Raw genomic sequence first — 17,104 nt, forward strand, 5'->3', positions numbered from 1 at the left:
ATCCACAACTCATTACCAGTCAAAAAGTGATGCTGGCTCTACCAAGCGATTGGCAAACTGGCGAGACAAAACCTGATTCACTTTGCCTTCGCCTAATGTATTAAGGGATTTTTTGCAAATGACAATCGGCAGTTCTGTCGCGTTGAGTTCCATGCCAATGACAACGCCAGCCTTGCCTCTCGACTCAAGAAACAGCGAACTGGTAGGAGACGCTACATAGTTCGGTGACGCAGGTCCCGCGTACGCGACGAGATTTCCACGAGCATCCGCAACTTCTATTCTACGAATTCTCTGCGCTACTTCAAGAGCAAGTTCGCGTGCTAAAGAGTTTCCTTTTGCGCAGAGCAGACCGCCCAAAGTCTTTCGATCTCCTTGATAATTCTCGCCCAACAAAGTGCTCAAAGAGATTCCAGACTCGATATGAAGAAAGCCACTGTCCAATCTGCTTGCCGAGTGCATTCGCAAAGTGGACAATGCAAGAGTTCTGTCACGCTTCAACTCATGGTTTGGAGCGAAGGAACTTCCGGAGCCCATCGGCAAAACGTTGAAGCCGTGATCCGCACAAACCATAATAATCTCAAGCACGGCCTCAACTGCGATCGGCGCAACAACGGGGTACGGCTCGGATTGCATCAATCCAAACCTTCTGTCTGCAAGTAGCTGTGTCCAATCAGGCATCGTTTGCCTTTGGTCGTGCGCCGTACCTTCGTTCACGTTGCGCATACTCGTTAAGCGCCAACATCAATTGCTCGCGGCGAAAGTCTGGCCAAAGTGTGGGAGTTACGACGAGTTCAGCGTATGCGGACTGCCAAAGCAGAAAGTTCGACAATCGCATTTCACCGGAAGTGCGGACAATTAAGTCGGGATCTGGGATACCCTTGGTATATAGTGCTTTCGAGAGCATCGTTTCATCAACCTTGGTCGCGCCGGATTCCATCAAATGGTTTACGGCGTCCAGAATCTCCTGTCGCGCACCGTAAGCTATTGCCAGCACAAGGTGAAGACCTGTGTTTTCCTTCAAAGTTTCTACTGCGGATTCAAGCGCCCTACGCGTTCTATCGGGAACATGGTCTAGCCTGCCGATCACACTAAGACGAACGTTATTTTCAAGCAGATTGCGTACTTCACGGCCGATAGTTGTCACCAAGAGCGTCATCAACGCATCAACCTCGGACTTGGTGCGGTTGAAATTCTCCGTCGAAAATGTGTACAGAGTGAGCACTTCAATTCCCAATTCCCCGCATACTCTCACGATCTCTCTTGCTGAACGAACACCTTCGCGATGACCTGCCACGCGCGTTAGCCCCCGTGCTTTTGCCCATCGGCCATTTCCGTCCATTATGATTGCAACATGTCGCGGGACAGACATTCGATCTAACTCAGTTTCCTGAGAGCTTCTCACCCTTCTTGACGGCGGTTGCCCCTTCCTCGTTCTTACCGAGACGAATCAGTGCGATTCCATAGTTAATCCATGCAGCCCCATCATCCGGATCATTGTCCTTGATAGTACCGAACTTCTCAGCTGCCTTATTCCAATCACCAAATTTGTCACCTTCAAGATAAATTAGGCCTTGAGTAAACAGCACATCGCGATCAGCGGGCGATCTGGTCAAATACTCATCGAAGGCCTGAAGTGCAGCGGCCGTGTCCTTAAGTTGGAGATTGAACTGCCCAATATAGTATAGAATGTTCTCATCGCTCGGGTTCGATTCCTTAGCCATGTCCAGCGCCCTTAACGCAACGCGCTTTAGCGAATCCCGTGAAGATTCTGTCAGACTTTGCTCGTTGGCCATGGTTGCGAGCGAGAAAGCCTTATACTGCACGGCTTCGATTGAACCGGGGTCATCCGCAAGCATTTTATCAGCAATAGCCAAAGTATTCACATAATCTTCGGAGGCATAAAAATACTGAATCAACTGAAGACGAGCATACTCTCGATTCGTTTTGTAATTCTCCGGTTCCTCTGACTTCAAATTTGAGTTCTCAAGAGCCTCAAGCGCCTCATTCCAAGCTTTAACGTATTGGTCATCCTTGACCTTGAATCCAAGCAATTGTGCGAACACAAAGCGACTGCTCCAGTGCTTCGGATCAAGCATTATGGATGTTTGCGCTGCTTCCAATCCTGTTTCCAAGACTCGGGTTTGAAAAGCAGAGAATATCGAATCGGCAGCCTCATCGTCGCTCAGGAAGACTGCTTTGACATCCTCTTTTAGGCCAATTCGATCTGCTATGGCAGTTCGCTCATTATTCTCAAATGATTGCGCATTTGCCCGGTAAGCTGAGTCGGTCGCCACAGCCTTACTATAGAATTCCCACCAATAGTCCTGAAGCAGCGTATCGATCTTCTTGATCAGCTTCTTTGCCTTCTTGTCATCACTCATGCTGCGAACTGCGTCAAAATCAGTCACCATTCGTTCGAGCAACGCGCGTTGCGGATCTACTGCATCACCAGCAAGCTTCTTTCGTAAACCAACCTGCTCGTCATCCATTGCAATCAGACCAAGTATTTCACCGCGCTCAAAGAGTACGTCTGCATTGCCCGGTTCCTCGACGACAGCCTCATCATAAAACTGAATTGATTTGGCAATTTCGCCTTGTTTCTTGTAGATCCGCGCCGACGTTAGCGCGACTCCCGCAAATGTGGATGTCGCGGTTAAGACTGTAAGAAGTGTTGCTAAGAAAGTACGATGCATACCAATATCCTTCTTGAAGGAAACCAATATTTTGGGAGAAACTCTAATCTGTGAATCGAAACGGCGGCATGTGTACGCCGTGTTCGGTAATTATTGAATGGATCATGTGTGCCGGAGTGACATCAAATGCAGGATTCCAGACTTTCGCACGCTTGAGAGACTTAAGCCCCGGAGTGCAACGCATGACTTCATTGGCATCCCGTTCTTCGATTTGAATCTCTGTCCCGGACTCAAGAGTATAGTCAAACGTAGAAGTCGGCGCAACAACGTGAAACGGGATTCCGAAATTAGATGCTGCTGTCGCGACGCCAAGTGTCCCAATCTTGTTGCTTGTATCGCCGTTTCTCGCAATTCGATCAGCACCGACAAACACTCGTTGCACTTTGCCCGAATTCATCAGCGAGGCGACCATATTGTCGCAAATGAGAGTAACGGGAATTCGCTCCTTCACGCATTCCCAGACAGTCAATCTGGCGCCCTGTCCGACAGGCCGTGTTTCACAGGCAAATACTTCTCGAATCTTCTTTGACTTGTATCCTTCGCGGATGACACCAAGAGCAGTGCCGATTCCTCCCGTTGCAAGCGCCCCTGTGTTGCAATAGGTTAGTACGTTCTCTGACTCACTGAGCAGTGTTAGACCTGCTTTGGCCATCGCAGAGCAAGCCGCGGCATCTTCTGCATGAATCGACTTAGCCTCACGAAGGATCGCTGCGCCTTGCACGCTCTCCGCACGCTCAACAATTGCTTTCATGCGTTTAAGCGCCAAAAATAGATTGTAGCCAGTAGGTCTCGTCCTCCGAAGTCTCTCTATCGCGACCAGCAGGCTTTCGCGATTTGCGCGCGGTCGCAGCGCTTCGACTGCGACGCCGTAAGCTGCGGCGATTCCAATCGCGGGCGCACCGCGTATTGCAAGGCGCTCTATTGCCGTTGCAACGGCTTCAGCGCTTCTCGCTGTTATCCACTTCTCTTGCTTGGGCAGTAACCTCTGATCGAGAATTTGCAGCTCACCTTTGAACCACTTCAGTGCTACGACTTTACTCATGGCACTTGAGTCATAGCCGCAAGGGCGCGATGCCTCTCAACAAGTTCTTCTCTGCTCCGGTCCTTCAGTCCTTCAGGACCAAAACCCTCAACATAGAAAGATCCAATTACTGATGCCCACTGCATGCCACGGCGAAAGTTCACGTCTGTAATTTTCTCACATGCTGCAAGGTAGCCGAGCAATCCCCCCGCATACGAATCACCGGCACCCGTTGGATCGACTACCTCTTCAACGGGATAGGTCTGCGTCATGAACATTCCCCGACTTGACGCAAGAAAACTGCCGTGCTCACCCTTCTTCACGATAACCCACTTGGGCCCGAACTTCAGTAACTCTCGCGCGGCACCAATCAAGCTTGAAGCTTCTGTAAGCCATCGAGCTTCATACTCGTCGACAAACAGCAAATCCACTTGCTTAAGCACTTTCATGAAATCTTTGCGTGCGATATCTATCCAAAGCTGGAAGGTGTCAATCGCTACGAGTTGAGGGCGCTTAACCTGCTTTAAGACCTCAATCTGAAGGCGAGGCTCTATCGCCGCTAAAAACAGAATGTCCGGTTGACGATAGTTCTCGGGAAGTTTTGGCGAGAAATGCTCGAACACGCCAAGCTCAGTGCGAATCGTCTCGCGCGTGCGGAATCCTTCATGATATCGTCCTTCCCAAAGAAAGGTCTGACCCTGCTTGACTTCGACTCCATGAAAATCCACACTTCTTCTGCGCAGGAACTCCGCCTGCTCGAACGGATAGTCCTCGCCAACGGCACCGACCAGTCCTACCGAAGCGAATCGAGATGCGGCATTTGCGAAATGAAAAGCAGAACCGCCGAGAACGACTTTGCCCTCGACAACAGGTGTATGCAGAATATCAATTGCCACACTGCCGACAACAACAACGTCCGGCGAGGACACGCTGTTCAATCTCTTTACTCTTGGCTTTCTCGCGGAATTCAAGGCTACATCTCCGTAGGTGCGCTCACCCCACACAGCGCTAGCCCGCGCTGCAGGGCAATTTGTGTGGCCCGGCATAAACACAACCGTGCCGTTTGAAGTTCTGCAGGCGTCGTCAACACACGACAATGATGATAGAACCTGTGAAACTGTGCGGCAACTTCGCGCAGCCACACGGTCATCCCATGCGGATCACGGCTCGCAGCACAGTCGGTCAAGACGTCGGCGAGCTCTCTTATTCGGCGTAATAGGATGAGCTCTTCTTCATGCGTAAGCAAATTCAAATGCTCAGCACTCTCAGGCAACGGAATCTCCCCGCGCCTGAAAATGGAAGCAATTCGTGCATGTGCATACTGCGCGTAAAACACGGGATTGTCATCCGAATGTCGTTTTGCCAACTCAATGTCAAAATCGAGTGGTGTCGACGTTCGTCGCAGCAGAAAGAAATAGCGGGCGGCGTCAATTCCTACTTCGTCAAGCAACTCGTCCATCTCGATAATCTGCCCGGCACGCTTTGACATCTTGACAGGTTCTCCATCGCGGAGCAGATTGATGTGCTGAAGCAGCATGATCTCCAGTCTCTTCGAATCTTCCCCCAATGCGGACATGGCGGCCGACATCTTCGTCAAATAGGAGTGGTGATCAGGTCCCAGAATGTCTAAAATGAGGTTGTATCCGCGTCTAAACTTGTCCCAGTGATACGCGATGTCAGGCAAAAAGTAGGTTGGCTTGCCCTGTGACGTAACGATAACCCAGTCCTGCGTATCCCCGAAGTCAGAAGTCCTGACGAACATCGCGCCGTCCTTTTCGTAAACCGCGCCACGTGAATCAAGTGCTTCATACGCTTGCCACTCTGCATTGCTTGCACGCAAGGTGCTTTCCTGAAACCAGCGATCGATGTGTACTCGAAAGGATTCGAGTGACTTCCGATGAAGGGCAAGGTGGTGGTCAATCGCGAGTCTTCCTAAAACAGCGGCTGCCTCTTCCTCACCTTCAGATCGGAGCGTGGCGCCGTACTTCTGCACTATGGCCCGTGCAAACTCGATGAGATATTCCCCGTGGTAACCGCCTTCGGGAATCTCAATTTCATTTCCCAAGAGCGTCTCATAACGAGCACGCACGGACTTCCCCAGAAGTTCGACTTGATTGCCCGCGTCGTTGACATAGAACTCTGCCTCACACTCAGCACCTAGTTCGCGATAGATTCGACACAAAGTGTCGCCCACAGCTGCGGCACGAGCACTCACGACGTTTAGCGGTCCCGTGGGATTTGCTGAGACAAACTCTATCAGGATTCGCTCGCCTTTGCGCTCATCGCTCCGGCTGATATGCTCGCCTTTTGCCAAAGCGAGTTCGACTATTGACTGCAGGTACTCTGGCGCGAACCTGAAGTTAATGAAGCCCGGTCCTGCGACCCCCGTACAGGACACGAGTGTCTCGTCAAGCTCGAGACTTGCAGTAAGTTTGTCAGCAAGAGTCCGCGGTGCGACCTTCGCAGTCTTCGCATTTACCAAAGCCGCATTGGTCGCGAGATCTCCGTGCGAAGCGTCGCGCGGTTTCTCAAGCGTTACGGCGGCTCCTTCTACTCCAAGCGAGTTCAGCGCTTGCGTGAGCGCGGATTTGAGATAGTCGTGCACCCTTCTCACGCTGAGGCGTCACGTTTGCGTCGAGTAACTTTCTTCGCAGCCTTCTTGACCGCCTTCTTGACTGCCTTCTTCGCAGCCTTCTTTGCTGTCTTCTTTTTCACTGCTTGCTTTTTGGCGGCGGACTTCTGCGTGATCACCAAAGCTTTCTTCTTGATTGCTGCGGTGCGCTTCGCGGACTCCTTCACTGCGCTTTTCGAAGTTGCTTGATCAACAACTTCGATTACTTTCGCATCACTCCACAGATCCTCGAGTCGATAGTAATCTCTGAAACTCGGGCGGAACACATGTACAACTACGTCGATGTAGTCAATTAGAACCCAGTTCAATGCGTCCATGCCTTCGCGATGCGCGGCTTTCTCGCCAAGTGTTTCGCGCGTGCTCTTCTCGATATGTGTGGCAATGGCTTTGACCTGCTGATTCACTTCTCCCGTGCAAATAACAAAGTAATCCGTCACGGTATCCAACTGGGTCAAGTCAAGTATCGTAACGTCTTCTGCTTTCTTTTCCAAAGCAGCTTGGGCAATCTGTTTAGCCAATTGTAACGGACGAGCGTTTCTCAGTCGAAATCTCCGGTTTATACTCAAATGCCTATCGTTACACAATTCTCTAAATCTATCGTCGTACCGCACCATATTCCCATGCCTTATAACGAACGCCTTTGTACTCTTTTGACCCTGGATACGCCATACAGTTTAACCGACGCCAGCATGACACGCTCTTGGAAGTCCTAAACGAGGTCGAAAAGCAGAAACTGACGTTTAGGCGGGATGGCCCATGCCGGACATGTGCGGGATCAACTTGGGAGGAACCGCCGCCAAAAAAATGACCGAGAAATTGTCACTCTCGGTCGCAGCAATCAGCCAACCGATCCGGCAGGCAATACGATACTTCAGAAACAAGCGCTCGATCAACTCCCCCACGTGGAACTACGGCCTGCCTGGAAACATCCAAGGATTATAACCGTATCCCCACGAACCGTACGGCGAATTGCCCCAGCGATCAACCGGTGTCATTCCTTTCGCAACCGACAGCCTGAACAGCGAATTCGAACTCGGCTGCCAAGTCAAATCTGTCGCACCTACAAAGTCTTGGCCCGTATTTGCGGGATTCCACTCAGACGGACCACTCGGCTGGAATTGGTATCCAAGATGTGTAGTCAAGGTCAAAGGTCGTGCAATCTGATAGTCAATTCGATTCATGTACAATCCCCGAGACACACTTGTCCCGCCTGAGCTCGCATAGCCAACGCTCATGGAATGCGACATCTTCATACGTGATGGGTCCAGCAGGCCCCGCAAAGATCTGACTCCCAGCTGTTGCTGCTCATAATCCCGCAAATATTCCGATGTTGCACTGGTTGACTGCTGCGCACGGTACTGCGCTTCCGCAACTGATACACAAAAAAGTGCTACGGACAAAAAAGTCACAATGGCCAAGCGAGTCATGAATCTCTCCGTTGCTTCGGCATAGAACCTAAGTTAAGCACAAATACTTTGAAAATCAACACTTCAGACGCTAAGACGTGCAAGAAACTGCCGCTCGGCGCGGGCCAGTTCATCGGGGGTGTTAATACCCTGAAGTTCTTCATATGAGCCGCCGTTAATCGCCTGAATCCGTCCCCCAGCCATCCCCAATATCCCAACGATATCGGTAAGGTAATACTCTCCCTTGGCATTGTTTGGCTTCACGTGTCTCAACGCATCAAACAGGGCATTTCGAGCAACCACATAAATTCCACTATTGATTTCATTGATCTTACGTTGTTCTGGGGTAGCATCTCTTTCTTCCACAATCCTCAGGAATTCCCCATCATAACCCCGCAGAATCCGACCATACCCAAACGGGTCAGGCGCGATAGTCGATAATACAGTCAAGCAACTCTTGCTGTCAACATGGGCACCGTATAGATTGGCAAGAGTATCCTCCCGCAACAAGGGGACATCCCCAGACAGTATGAGAACGTCATCACAGCTCTGCGGAATGGCCTCGTTCGCCTGCAAAACGGCGTGGCCGGTCCCTTTTGGAGGATCCTGAATGACAGTCGTGACGGCTTTCCCCGATAGAACCGACTTCACCAATTCCCGCCCATGGCCGATCACCACAACGGTCTCACGCGGGCCAAGTTTCTCAGCGGTATCCAGAACATGCAGTATCAACTCGCGGCCGGCAATCTTGTGCAAGACTTTGGGCAAGTTGCTGTTCATTCGCGTGCCCATTCCGGCAGCGAGAACAACTACGGCGAGTCTGGAGTCCCTCATCTGGAAAACTGGCTCAGTCAATTGAAAGTTCCGAAACTGCATCGGACACAGGGAGATTATCTATCAGTCGCACGCTGCCCACCCGAACCGCGCCAATCAGCCGTGCGTTCTCCGGCACAGGATCAATCTCCATGAGAGTGTCATCTGCAACAGCCGTCAAATAGTCAGTCGGAATGTCGCTTGGTATCAGACTCTTCATCGCGTCTTGAATGGCGCCAAGGCGCTTCTCGCCTGCCATGAACAACGACCTCCCGGCATGCAATGCTTTGTACAAAAGGGTAGCACGTTCTCGCTCGGCTGACTTTAGAAAGCGATTCCTCGAAGACATTGCCAGTCCATCCGGCTCGCGGACCGTCTTTCCCGCCACAATTCTGACGTCAATATCCAAACTTCGGCACATCGCTCGGATAAGTGCCAATTGCTGGAAGTCCTTCTCCCCAAACACAGCGAGGTCGGGCCTCACTCGGTGAAGAAGTTTGAGCACAACAGTCAGCACGCCGGCGAAATGACCTGGTCGAATCGCGCCTTCCCACACATCGCCCATTGGCCCGGGAACGACCAGCACGGGCGAACGGTCTCCATACATATCGTTTGCGTCTGGTGCATACACATAATCTATACCTTCATGCTCGAGCAGATCAACATCTTGCTCCAGCGTCCTTGGATATCTGGCCAGATCTTCATTCGGTCCAAATTGTGTCGGATTGACGAAGATCGAAACGACCCTCACGTCGCACGGTCCGCACAGCCGGGCCAGACTCAGATGGCCTTCGTGCAGTGCCCCCATGGTAGGGATCAGCCCGATTGGCGCACCGCAACTCCACAGGATGTCAAGTTCTGCGGCGAGTTCTGAATACGACGTCAAGACCTTCACTGAGTCTTCCGCCCTCGCTTTGCACCTTTCGGAATTTCTCCTTGCTGCGGAGCTTCATACGATTCGTTCTCAGCAGGGAAACTGCCTTCCCGCACATCATTCACCCAAGCTGCGACCGCCTCGCGGACCAAATCAGCACCCTTCATGTAGTGACGTACAAATCTCGGCTTGAACTTGTCAAAAATCCCAAGCAGGTCATAGTTTACCAGAATTTGCCCGTCACAGCCGACACCCGATCCGATTCCGATAGTCGGAATCTTCACTTCTTTGCTGACACGGGACGCAAGGCTCGCAGGAATCTTCTCCAGCACGATCGAAAAGCAACCTGCCTGTTCAAGTTCGCACGCCTGCTGAATCAACTCCTCGCCTTCCTGCGCAGTCGTCGCCTGCACCCCATACCCTCCGAATACATTGATCATCTGCGGCGTCAATCCCAGGTGCCCCATGACCGGAATTCCTGCATCCACAAGTCGAGTAACAGTCGGCAAGAGGTAACCGGCGCCTTCCAGCTTTACAGCCTGTGCTCCACCCTCCTTGAGAAACCGTATCGCATTCCGAAGTGTATCCTCCATCGACACCTGAAACGAGCCAAACGGCATATCGGCAACTACCATGACTCGAGATGTGCCTCGCGACACGCAACGGGTTAGAAACAGCATTGCTTCCATCGTCATAGGAATCGTGGTGGCGTGTCCCGCAATGACGTTTCCGGCGCTGTCACCAACGAGCAAGAAATCCACTCCTGCCTCTTCTTCGAGAGCGGCAAAAACGGCGTCGTAGGCCGTGAGGCCAACGATCTTGCGCCCTTCTTCCTTGCAACGCACCAACTGCGGCGCGGTCACACGGGGGAATACATTGACTTTGCTCATGCTGGACCTCCGTTAAAACTGGAGAGAATCGCACCGCCAAGCACATAGTCGTCTCGATAGAAAACAGCCGACTGCCCCGGCGTCACCGCACGCACCGCGTGCTTAAACTCAATGCGAATCTGACCGTCAGGTTGCGCCTCAATCACAGCCGGCACCGGTTCAGAACGATAGCGCACCTTGACGTCGCACTTAATCGGCTCATTCGGCTCTGCGATGGACACCCAATTCGCATCCTGTGCAAAAGCGAACGTGGTCAGACAGTTTTCCTCGTAGTCAACGTAGACTCTGTCGGTTTCCGGTTCGATTCGAGTCACATAGAGTGGACGTTCTGCCGCCAAGCCAATTCCCTTGCGCTGGCCAACAGTGAAATTCGTGATTCCGTCATGACGGCCAACAACTTTGCCTTCTGGCCCGACAATTTCGCCTCCGCCTAAGACCCGCAGTTGAGACGAATAGTTGTCTTCCAGGAACCTGCGATAGTTATTGTCTGGCACAAAGCAGATGTCCTGGCTATCGGGCTTCTCTGCGGTGACCAGACCAAGCCCCCGTGCAAGCTCGCGCACTCGTGATTTCGGCAAATCACCAAGCGGGAACAGAGTGTGACTCAAACTGTCCTGAGACAGGCCCCATAAGGCGTACGACTGATCCTTTTCCGGATATGCGGCGCGCTTTAACTTAGTCCTGGCTCCTCCCCGCTCTATCCTTGCATAATGCCCTGTTGCCAAGTACTCACAACCAAGCTTCCGCGCCTTCTCGAGCAGAGTCTGCCATTTCACGAATGTGTTGCAGCGAACGCAGGGATTCGGGGTCCTTCCCCTCAGATACTCTCCTGCGAAATTCTCCACAACAGCTCCGTGAAACTCCTTGGACAGGTTTAGCACATAGTGCTTGAAACCCATTCGATCGGCAACCGCCCGTGCATCCTGTGCCATTGTAATACTGCAGCACCCGCTGGCGCGATTCAAGGACATCTCCTCTCCCCTCTCATCTGTCCAAAGGTGCATCGTTAAGCCGATCACCTCATAGCCCTGCTCGACCAGCAGCGCTGCAGCCACCGAACTGTCGACTCCGCCGGACATGGCAATTGCCACGACTGTTTTTGTTGTCGTCTTGGAGGGCGTCAGAATGCTTGGCACGGATGTTGACATTTCTTCAGGAATCTATATTTACGGCGCGGGTATAAACTGAGTCCGGAATTCCGGGCTTCGTTTCAAGTATCACATCATCGCCCACAACCCAGCGCAAGACCGCCGACGCACCTTTCTTCAGACTTTGATCATTCGTTGATGCATAGGCCTCCGACAAGGCTATATGCTCACCGTCCACTGTGTAGAGCTTCTTGTTCGAAACCTGAGGCGCACCTGATTCAACATAGGCAACCTTACCCATTGCCGCATCGCGCAGCCACTTTTGCGGAGCCGAGAATCTCGACGGAGCCGACTCTTTCCAGTCCTCAACGCCCTGCGTATAGTCTATCAGCGCGATGCCGGCACGATGATAGGGTAAACCTGCCAATGCCGCAAGCATCGGACTATTGGCCCAGCCCGCACCGGCTATGTATATCTGCGAACTATCAACCACGTGGTGCTTTCTGAGGAACTGGAATATCACATCCAACCCTCGACGCGTTTTGGACAATCCTTGCCAGTAGTCGTTCGTCGCAGTGCTTGGCTTGCCGTCTCGATCTTTGACAAAATTCACCGACGTATTGTAGGACATAACGGCGGCATGCCGGGCTTCCGGAATGTCATCCAACAGAGCGCGCACGTCAACATCCTGCGGAGCGTCATATACGAGAATCACGGCTTTGATCCGACGCTCCGTCGCTGGCAGCCTGTAAAGTGTCCTCACGGTGTCATTTTGCATCGTCGTGAGCGCGACATCGTAGCAGGCAAACTCCCGCCCTCGTGATATTAAAGTCAGGTCGTGGCGCTTTAACTCTGCGCGCTGATTTTGCAGCGCTTCGGCGGAATACTCCGCTCCTCGCGCAAACATTAGATACATGAGAATCGCTGCGGCCAACAGCCCCAGCAGGATTAACCACAACAGTTTTGTACGGGTGGTAGTCTGAATCATGAATGTACCTGAAATGCAGATCGCTGCTTGGAGACAATTCCCGGCAGTGCCGACACGATTTCGTCAACCTCCTGCGCAGTGCTGAAACGGCCAAAGCTAATTCGAATACTGGAACGAGCCTCTTCGACTGTCAATCCCAACGCACGCATCACGTGCGAAGCACCTGTTGCCCCGGCACTGCAGGCCGCGCCTGTCGAAACACATATGCCGCGCAGATCCAAGGCGATCAACAGCTCCTCCCCGTCACAACCGGGAATCCGCACGTTTAGTATCCCGTCAGAGCGAGGACCGTCAAGTGGCGTCACAATGAGATCCGGAATCAACTCACGAAGTTCGCGTTCACATCGGTCGCGCAGTTCGCGTATCCTGATCGCGTCTTCTTCCATCATCCTCTGGCAGAGTTCCGCAGCTTTGCCGAAGCCGACTGCCCCCGGCATGTTCTCCGTGCCGGTTCGCTTGCCTCGCTCTTGACTGCCGCCATACTGCCTCTGGGCGATCTTGGTTCCTCTGCGAACTATCAGCGCACCGATTCCTTTCGGTCCATGAATCTTGTGTGCTGAGATTGATATCATATCCAGAGGAGAACCCGCGAACTTGAAGGGAAGTTTACCAAAGCTTTGGACAAAGTCGCTGTGCAACAACACACCACTCTCTCGACATATCTCCCCAATCTCGACTATCGGCTGCACAGTTCCCAATTCGTTGTTCACATGCATTACCGAAACTAAAACTGTCTCGGGTCGGATAGCCTTCCGAATCTCTTCCGGATTGACGAACCCCGAACTCGATACCGGAACGATAGTCAGCGCAACACCAGACTTCTCTGCAGCCTTCGAGGCATCAAGCACTGCATGATGCTCAATCGCCGAAACGATAACATGCTTGTTGACCTTGTCGCTCGCCGCGATCGTTCCAAGCACCGCCCAGTTGTCGGCTTCAGTGCCGCCCGAAGTGAAATACACTTCATCGGCATGACAACCGGCAAGCGTTGCGATGGACTGCCGCGCGCGTTCAATGGCCAGCTTAGCCTGCTTTCCCCGCTCGTGGATGCTTGAGGGGTTGCCCCAGGACTCAGTCAAAGCGGAGCGAACGGCCTCCACCACTGCGGGATCAGGCTGCGTTGTCGCGGCATTATCAAGATAAACGACTTTGGACATAACCTATAAATATAACCCTTGCCCCACGAAAAAGCAAGTTTTCTCACAGCTTAAGACTTGACAAACCTCACCAATTTACGTAACTTAACCAGCATTATGGCCCCGTTCACCCGAGTCCTCTTAATGCTGTGCGCTCTGCTGCTGGCTTGCCCGGCTTCCCCGCAGGAAGCGCTCGACCCGGCCTTTGATCCCCCCTTCCGACCCAGTGACTCCGGCGGTCGCCGTATTCGCTGGAACGGCACGATCGGCATGGTCATTATCAACGGCAAACTGTATCAACAGTTTGGGTTGCGGCCTGACATTCCTCTGGGCAAATGGGGACTCGGCCTTGACCTGACTCTGCGAGTGGATGAAGAAGGCAATCTCAAGGAAGACGAATGGGATGAGCCGCTCGATGCGGTCGAGAAGATATACTACATCCGCTATGGAGCACCCGGCGATCCGCTCTACATGCGTGTCGGCGCGCTGGACAACGTCACGCTCGGTTACGGCATGGTCATGCACCGCTACGCGAATACGATTCAGTATCCCGAGATCAAGCGCGTTGGCGTGTATGTGGAAGGAGAGTATGGCAAGAAAGGCCTGATAAGCTATCAGGGCATGACGAACAATGTTCGTGAACTCGACGGCCCGGGTGTCTTAGCAGGGAGAATTGCCCTACGGCCGCCGATCAAGCTCAGTCCAGTCTTCGGTGCCACTTTCGGCATGGACGGAAATCAGTTCAACGGACTCAACGATTCGGACGATGACGGCGTCCCCAACCGTCTGGATCTCTTCAGAGACATTGACGATCGCCGCAGAGTTGAAGAACTATTCAATCTGCTGGAACCCGAGGAGATCGATCAGCTCATCGAATGGGGACATCTGCCGAATATCTACCGCCTGCCGCGGGACTATCGTGATCGCACAGATGAAGTCATGCTCACCGGACTGGACGTGGGTTTTCCTTTGGCCAAGTCCAAAGGTTTTTCGCTTTGGGGTTACGCGCAGGCCGCGCAGGTTCATGACTACGGTTGGGGCTGGGCTTTTCCGGGCGTGCGAACTGTCTTCAAGCCCCTTGAGATCGGCCTCGAGTATCGCCGCTATGAAAAAGAATTCATCGGAAACTACTTTGATTTTGCCTATGAACTTGAGCGCACGCAAGTCGTCGGCGACACCACGTATCGCACGAAAGAGTCGCGGCTGAAAGGTCTCGGCAAAGCCGAAGGGTTCTACAGCGACATAACCTTGTCCTTGACAGATCTCGGATATCTCTATGCGTGGGCGATTGACATGCACGGCCCCAACTATCCAAGCGGCAAAACATTGTACGGCGAAGCGGCCTTCACCCCGCCCAACCTAAGTCGTTTGAAGAAACTCGCGGCCTACTACTTTCAACCGAACCGCGAGAAGTTCTTTGAAAAGCCCTACGATGGCACTGTCTTCGGCGGCAAAGTCTTCTTCGCGCTCGCAGAAAACGTCAACCTCGTTTATGACCACCGTGTAAGCTATGCCAACGGGGAAAAGTATCGCACCGTTCGCATCGAAACAATGGTAAGTTTCTGAGACACAAAATCCGCTTCACGAGCGGATACGTTCTGGCCTGCGGGGATCAAACCCTTCAATAAACCCGTTCGCTTTTCAAGGCTGATTCTCCAGCAGCCACGATAGCAGCTTCTTCACTTTCTCAACCGCTTGTCCGCGATGCGACAGGCGGTTTTTTTCGGCAAGCTCAAGCTCCGCAAGCGTTCTGCCGTCCGCAAGCTCAAAAATCGGGTCATATCCAAACCCTTTGTCCCCGCGCTTAGCAGAAGCAATTCTCCCCGGCAAAACACCTTCAACGCAATGCAGCGTGTCGGCGGACTTCAAGGCAATAACTGTTTTGAAGTGTGCGCCGCGTTCTTCTTGCGGAACTTCACTCATCACGCGCAGCATCTTTGCACAGTTCTCGGTGTACGTCGCATTCTCACCCGCAAACCGCGCCGTAAACACTCCCGGCGCACCGCCCAGCGCGTCAACTTCCAACCCCGTGTCGTCGGCCATTGCCCACAACCCCGTTCCGTCGTGGGCTTCACGTGCTTTCTTGATGGCGTTGCCCAGCAAATCCGGTGCGTCTTCGTCTGTCGCAGGCAGAGAAGAGAATTCCGCGAGGCTCAGGAGCTGAATCGGCAGGTCCGACAGCTTCTCCTGAATCTCGCGGAACTTATCCGCGTTGCGCGTGGCGACGACTAACTTGGCCTGCGGCTTAACCGTACACCTCGTTTTGATTGCACTTGCAAATCTTGACCATCTTGGTCGTCTGGCGGCGGCGACCTCCTTCGGTCGAGAATTCGCGCACGCGAACTGGGTGGAGGATGTCGTCACATACCGGGCAGTGCGCCGCACCGGAGCTCTTCTTCTTCGAGAGCTTGTCAGTAAAGGTCTGTTTCTTAGCCATTTATTGTTTCCTTCAGGGTTTTCAACAAGAGGGAATATAACGCATTTCCTCCTGCTTGTCAAGCTAACGCACCACAGCTCCCTCCGGTTCCCGCTACTTTGGACCCTAAGGAAGAACTAAGCCGGACCAATGACATGTTCGCCTTGTGCAGTCCCCCTCATTCAAAAGAGAAGAACTCTTCGGCGAGATTCCCGTCTGTGTCTACAGCACGGATACCGAACGAGTAGCTGAAGTTGATACCGGCAGTGTTCCAATGCTCACCTTCCAAATCACCGTCCTGATCCGAATCGCTCAAGTCAATTGTGACCGTGTTCTGGCCGGAGTTATCGCTGAGGTGAGCTGTAACCGTACTGATACCCACCGCATCGTAAACCCGCACGTCGTAGAACAAATAGTGCGTGACTCCGCCCGGTGTGTCCACGTGTCCGTGAGCTTCAAGAATGCGCGGAAACCTTTCTGTCAACTGCACATTGTGGGTGTAGTCGCTCGTGTTCAGGCCAAGCAGCGCCGTTGCAGCATCCCATTGTTGACCCTCAAAGTGGAGACTATAAGCACCGAATGGCACATTCGCAAATGAGTAGTCTCCGCTTTGCGTCGTGAACTGGTCGGCGTACAGTTGACCGTTGGAAAGCAAGCGAACATGTATGTTCGGAAGTGCGCTGCCACTAACTGCGTCACTGACATGTCCGTGCAAGAGACAGGCTTGTGGGTTACCTCCGTTAGAGTCATCGTCCGAGTCGCTGCCGTCACACCCGAACATCAGACTCAAAACAAAGAGGAAACATAGTGATTTGATAAAGAGCCGGATAGATTTCATGACTATTCTCGCTTATAAGACGGAACCTAATAGTCCAAGCATATGAATTGAATATAGACACGAATCCGAGGTTTGTCAATTGGTCGGGAAGCTGTGATTTAGGCGCAAGTTGCCCTTGTAACCACGAACCGTTTTCAGGGCATCTTGTAAAGGTTTTTCGATTCTACCCGGCTGTCACCCTATCTTCAATTTGCCCAAACGTTTACAACATTTTATCGAAAAAGTCTTGACTTTTCGTAAATTTTGTATTATATTAGCATCACATTGGTAAGGGCTTCTGATCCCAGCACCCAAATAAAAGCGACCCCA

At 52.5% G+C, this 17,104-nt stretch carries 18 protein-coding genes; 1 reads left to right on the forward strand and 17 read right to left on the reverse strand.

The genetic code is table 11. The features are described from left to right. Positions 1 to 12: 12 nt before the first annotated feature. The 15 genes from KJZ99_01705 to KJZ99_01775 all read right to left on the reverse strand — a co-directional run bounded on the left by KJZ99_01705 (position 13) and on the right by KJZ99_01775 (position 13,562). Entirely contained in the window at positions 13 to 678 is a 666-nt protein-coding gene (locus KJZ99_01705) for an FAD-binding protein (GenBank protein ID MCL4304610.1), read from the reverse strand. Then, a complete protein-coding gene (locus KJZ99_01710; GenBank protein ID MCL4304611.1) occupies positions 671 to 1,402 on the reverse strand; it encodes an isoprenyl transferase in 732 nt (243 codons plus the stop codon). The genes KJZ99_01705 and KJZ99_01710 overlap by 8 nt, the downstream gene beginning before the upstream one ends. Continuing rightward, entirely contained in the window at positions 1,380 to 2,693 is a 1,314-nt protein-coding gene (locus KJZ99_01715) for a tetratricopeptide repeat protein (GenBank protein ID MCL4304612.1), read from the reverse strand. The genes KJZ99_01710 and KJZ99_01715 overlap by 23 nt, the downstream gene beginning before the upstream one ends. A gap of 43 nt (positions 2,694 to 2,736) precedes the next feature. Then, positions 2,737 to 3,735, reverse strand: a complete 999-nt coding sequence (mtnA, locus tag KJZ99_01720; protein ID MCL4304613.1) for an S-methyl-5-thioribose-1-phosphate isomerase — start codon at positions 3,733 to 3,735, stop codon at positions 2,737 to 2,739. Beyond that, positions 3,732 to 4,652: a sugar kinase gene (locus KJZ99_01725; protein MCL4304614.1), complete on the reverse strand. Its 921-nt coding sequence runs from the start codon at positions 4,650 to 4,652 to the stop codon at positions 3,732 to 3,734. The genes mtnA and KJZ99_01725 overlap by 4 nt, the downstream gene beginning before the upstream one ends. A 35-nt stretch (positions 4,653 to 4,687) precedes the next feature. Then, positions 4,688 to 6,319, reverse strand: a complete 1,632-nt coding sequence (locus KJZ99_01730; protein ID MCL4304615.1) for an arginine--tRNA ligase — start codon at positions 6,317 to 6,319, stop codon at positions 4,688 to 4,690. Between the two features lie 5 nt (positions 6,320 to 6,324). Next, complete coding sequence (gene rsfS / locus KJZ99_01735; protein MCL4304616.1) at positions 6,325 to 6,960, reverse strand: ribosome silencing factor; 636 nt, start codon at positions 6,958 to 6,960, stop codon at positions 6,325 to 6,327. Between the two features lie 126 nt (positions 6,961 to 7,086). Continuing rightward, positions 7,087 to 7,248 carry a hypothetical protein gene (locus KJZ99_01740; protein MCL4304617.1) on the reverse strand — a complete coding sequence of 54 codons (162 nt, stop codon included), beginning with the start codon at positions 7,246 to 7,248 and terminating at the stop codon, positions 7,087 to 7,089. Between the two features lie 6 nt (positions 7,249 to 7,254). Further along, positions 7,255 to 7,773: a hypothetical protein gene (locus KJZ99_01745; GenBank protein MCL4304618.1), complete on the reverse strand. Its 519-nt coding sequence runs from the start codon at positions 7,771 to 7,773 to the stop codon at positions 7,255 to 7,257. A 63-nt stretch (positions 7,774 to 7,836) separates the two neighbouring features. Further along, positions 7,837 to 8,607 carry an NTP transferase domain-containing protein gene (locus KJZ99_01750; GenBank protein MCL4304619.1) on the reverse strand — a complete coding sequence of 257 codons (771 nt, stop codon included), beginning with the start codon at positions 8,605 to 8,607 and terminating at the stop codon, positions 7,837 to 7,839. After that, positions 8,600 to 9,460: a pantoate--beta-alanine ligase gene (panC, locus tag KJZ99_01755; protein MCL4304620.1), complete on the reverse strand. Its 861-nt coding sequence runs from the start codon at positions 9,458 to 9,460 to the stop codon at positions 8,600 to 8,602. The genes KJZ99_01750 and panC overlap by 8 nt, the downstream gene beginning before the upstream one ends. After that, entirely contained in the window at positions 9,457 to 10,329 is an 873-nt protein-coding gene (panB, locus tag KJZ99_01760; GenBank protein ID MCL4304621.1) for a 3-methyl-2-oxobutanoate hydroxymethyltransferase, read from the reverse strand. Before panB ends, panC begins: the two co-directional genes overlap by 4 nt. Further along, positions 10,326 to 11,477, reverse strand: a complete 1,152-nt coding sequence (mnmA, locus tag KJZ99_01765; protein ID MCL4304622.1) for a tRNA 2-thiouridine(34) synthase MnmA — start codon at positions 11,475 to 11,477, stop codon at positions 10,326 to 10,328. The genes panB and mnmA overlap by 4 nt, the downstream gene beginning before the upstream one ends. Before the next feature lie 4 nt (positions 11,478 to 11,481). Beyond that, positions 11,482 to 12,405: a hypothetical protein gene (locus tag KJZ99_01770; protein ID MCL4304623.1), complete on the reverse strand. Its 924-nt coding sequence runs from the start codon at positions 12,403 to 12,405 to the stop codon at positions 11,482 to 11,484. Further along, on the reverse strand, positions 12,402 to 13,562 hold the full coding sequence (locus KJZ99_01775) for a cysteine desulfurase (GenBank protein MCL4304624.1): 1,161 nt from the start codon (positions 13,560 to 13,562) through the stop codon (positions 12,402 to 12,404). Before KJZ99_01775 ends, KJZ99_01770 begins: the two co-directional genes overlap by 4 nt. Positions 13,563 to 13,685: 123 nt before the next feature. Between KJZ99_01775 and KJZ99_01780 the strand changes: the two genes are divergently transcribed. Beyond that, the gene (locus KJZ99_01780) at positions 13,686 to 15,107 is read left to right on the forward strand and encodes a hypothetical protein (GenBank protein ID MCL4304625.1); all 1,422 of its coding nucleotides are present in this window, start codon (positions 13,686 to 13,688) and stop codon (positions 15,105 to 15,107) included. A gap of 75 nt (positions 15,108 to 15,182) precedes the next feature. On the opposite strand, the gene rdgB is transcribed toward KJZ99_01780, so the two are convergent. Both rdgB and KJZ99_01790 read right to left on the reverse strand, forming a co-directional pair. Then, positions 15,183 to 15,809, reverse strand: a complete 627-nt coding sequence (gene rdgB / locus KJZ99_01785; protein ID MCL4304626.1) for an RdgB/HAM1 family non-canonical purine NTP pyrophosphatase — start codon at positions 15,807 to 15,809, stop codon at positions 15,183 to 15,185. 326 nt (positions 15,810 to 16,135) lie between these two features. Then, positions 16,136 to 16,795 carry a carboxypeptidase regulatory-like domain-containing protein gene (locus tag KJZ99_01790; protein MCL4304627.1) on the reverse strand — a complete coding sequence of 220 codons (660 nt, stop codon included), beginning with the start codon at positions 16,793 to 16,795 and terminating at the stop codon, positions 16,136 to 16,138. Between the last annotated feature and the right edge of the window lie 309 nt (positions 16,796 to 17,104).

The organism is bacterium, assembly GCA_023382385.1.
GTDB lineage: Bacteria > Electryoneota > RPQS01 > RPQS01 > RPQS01 > JABWCQ01.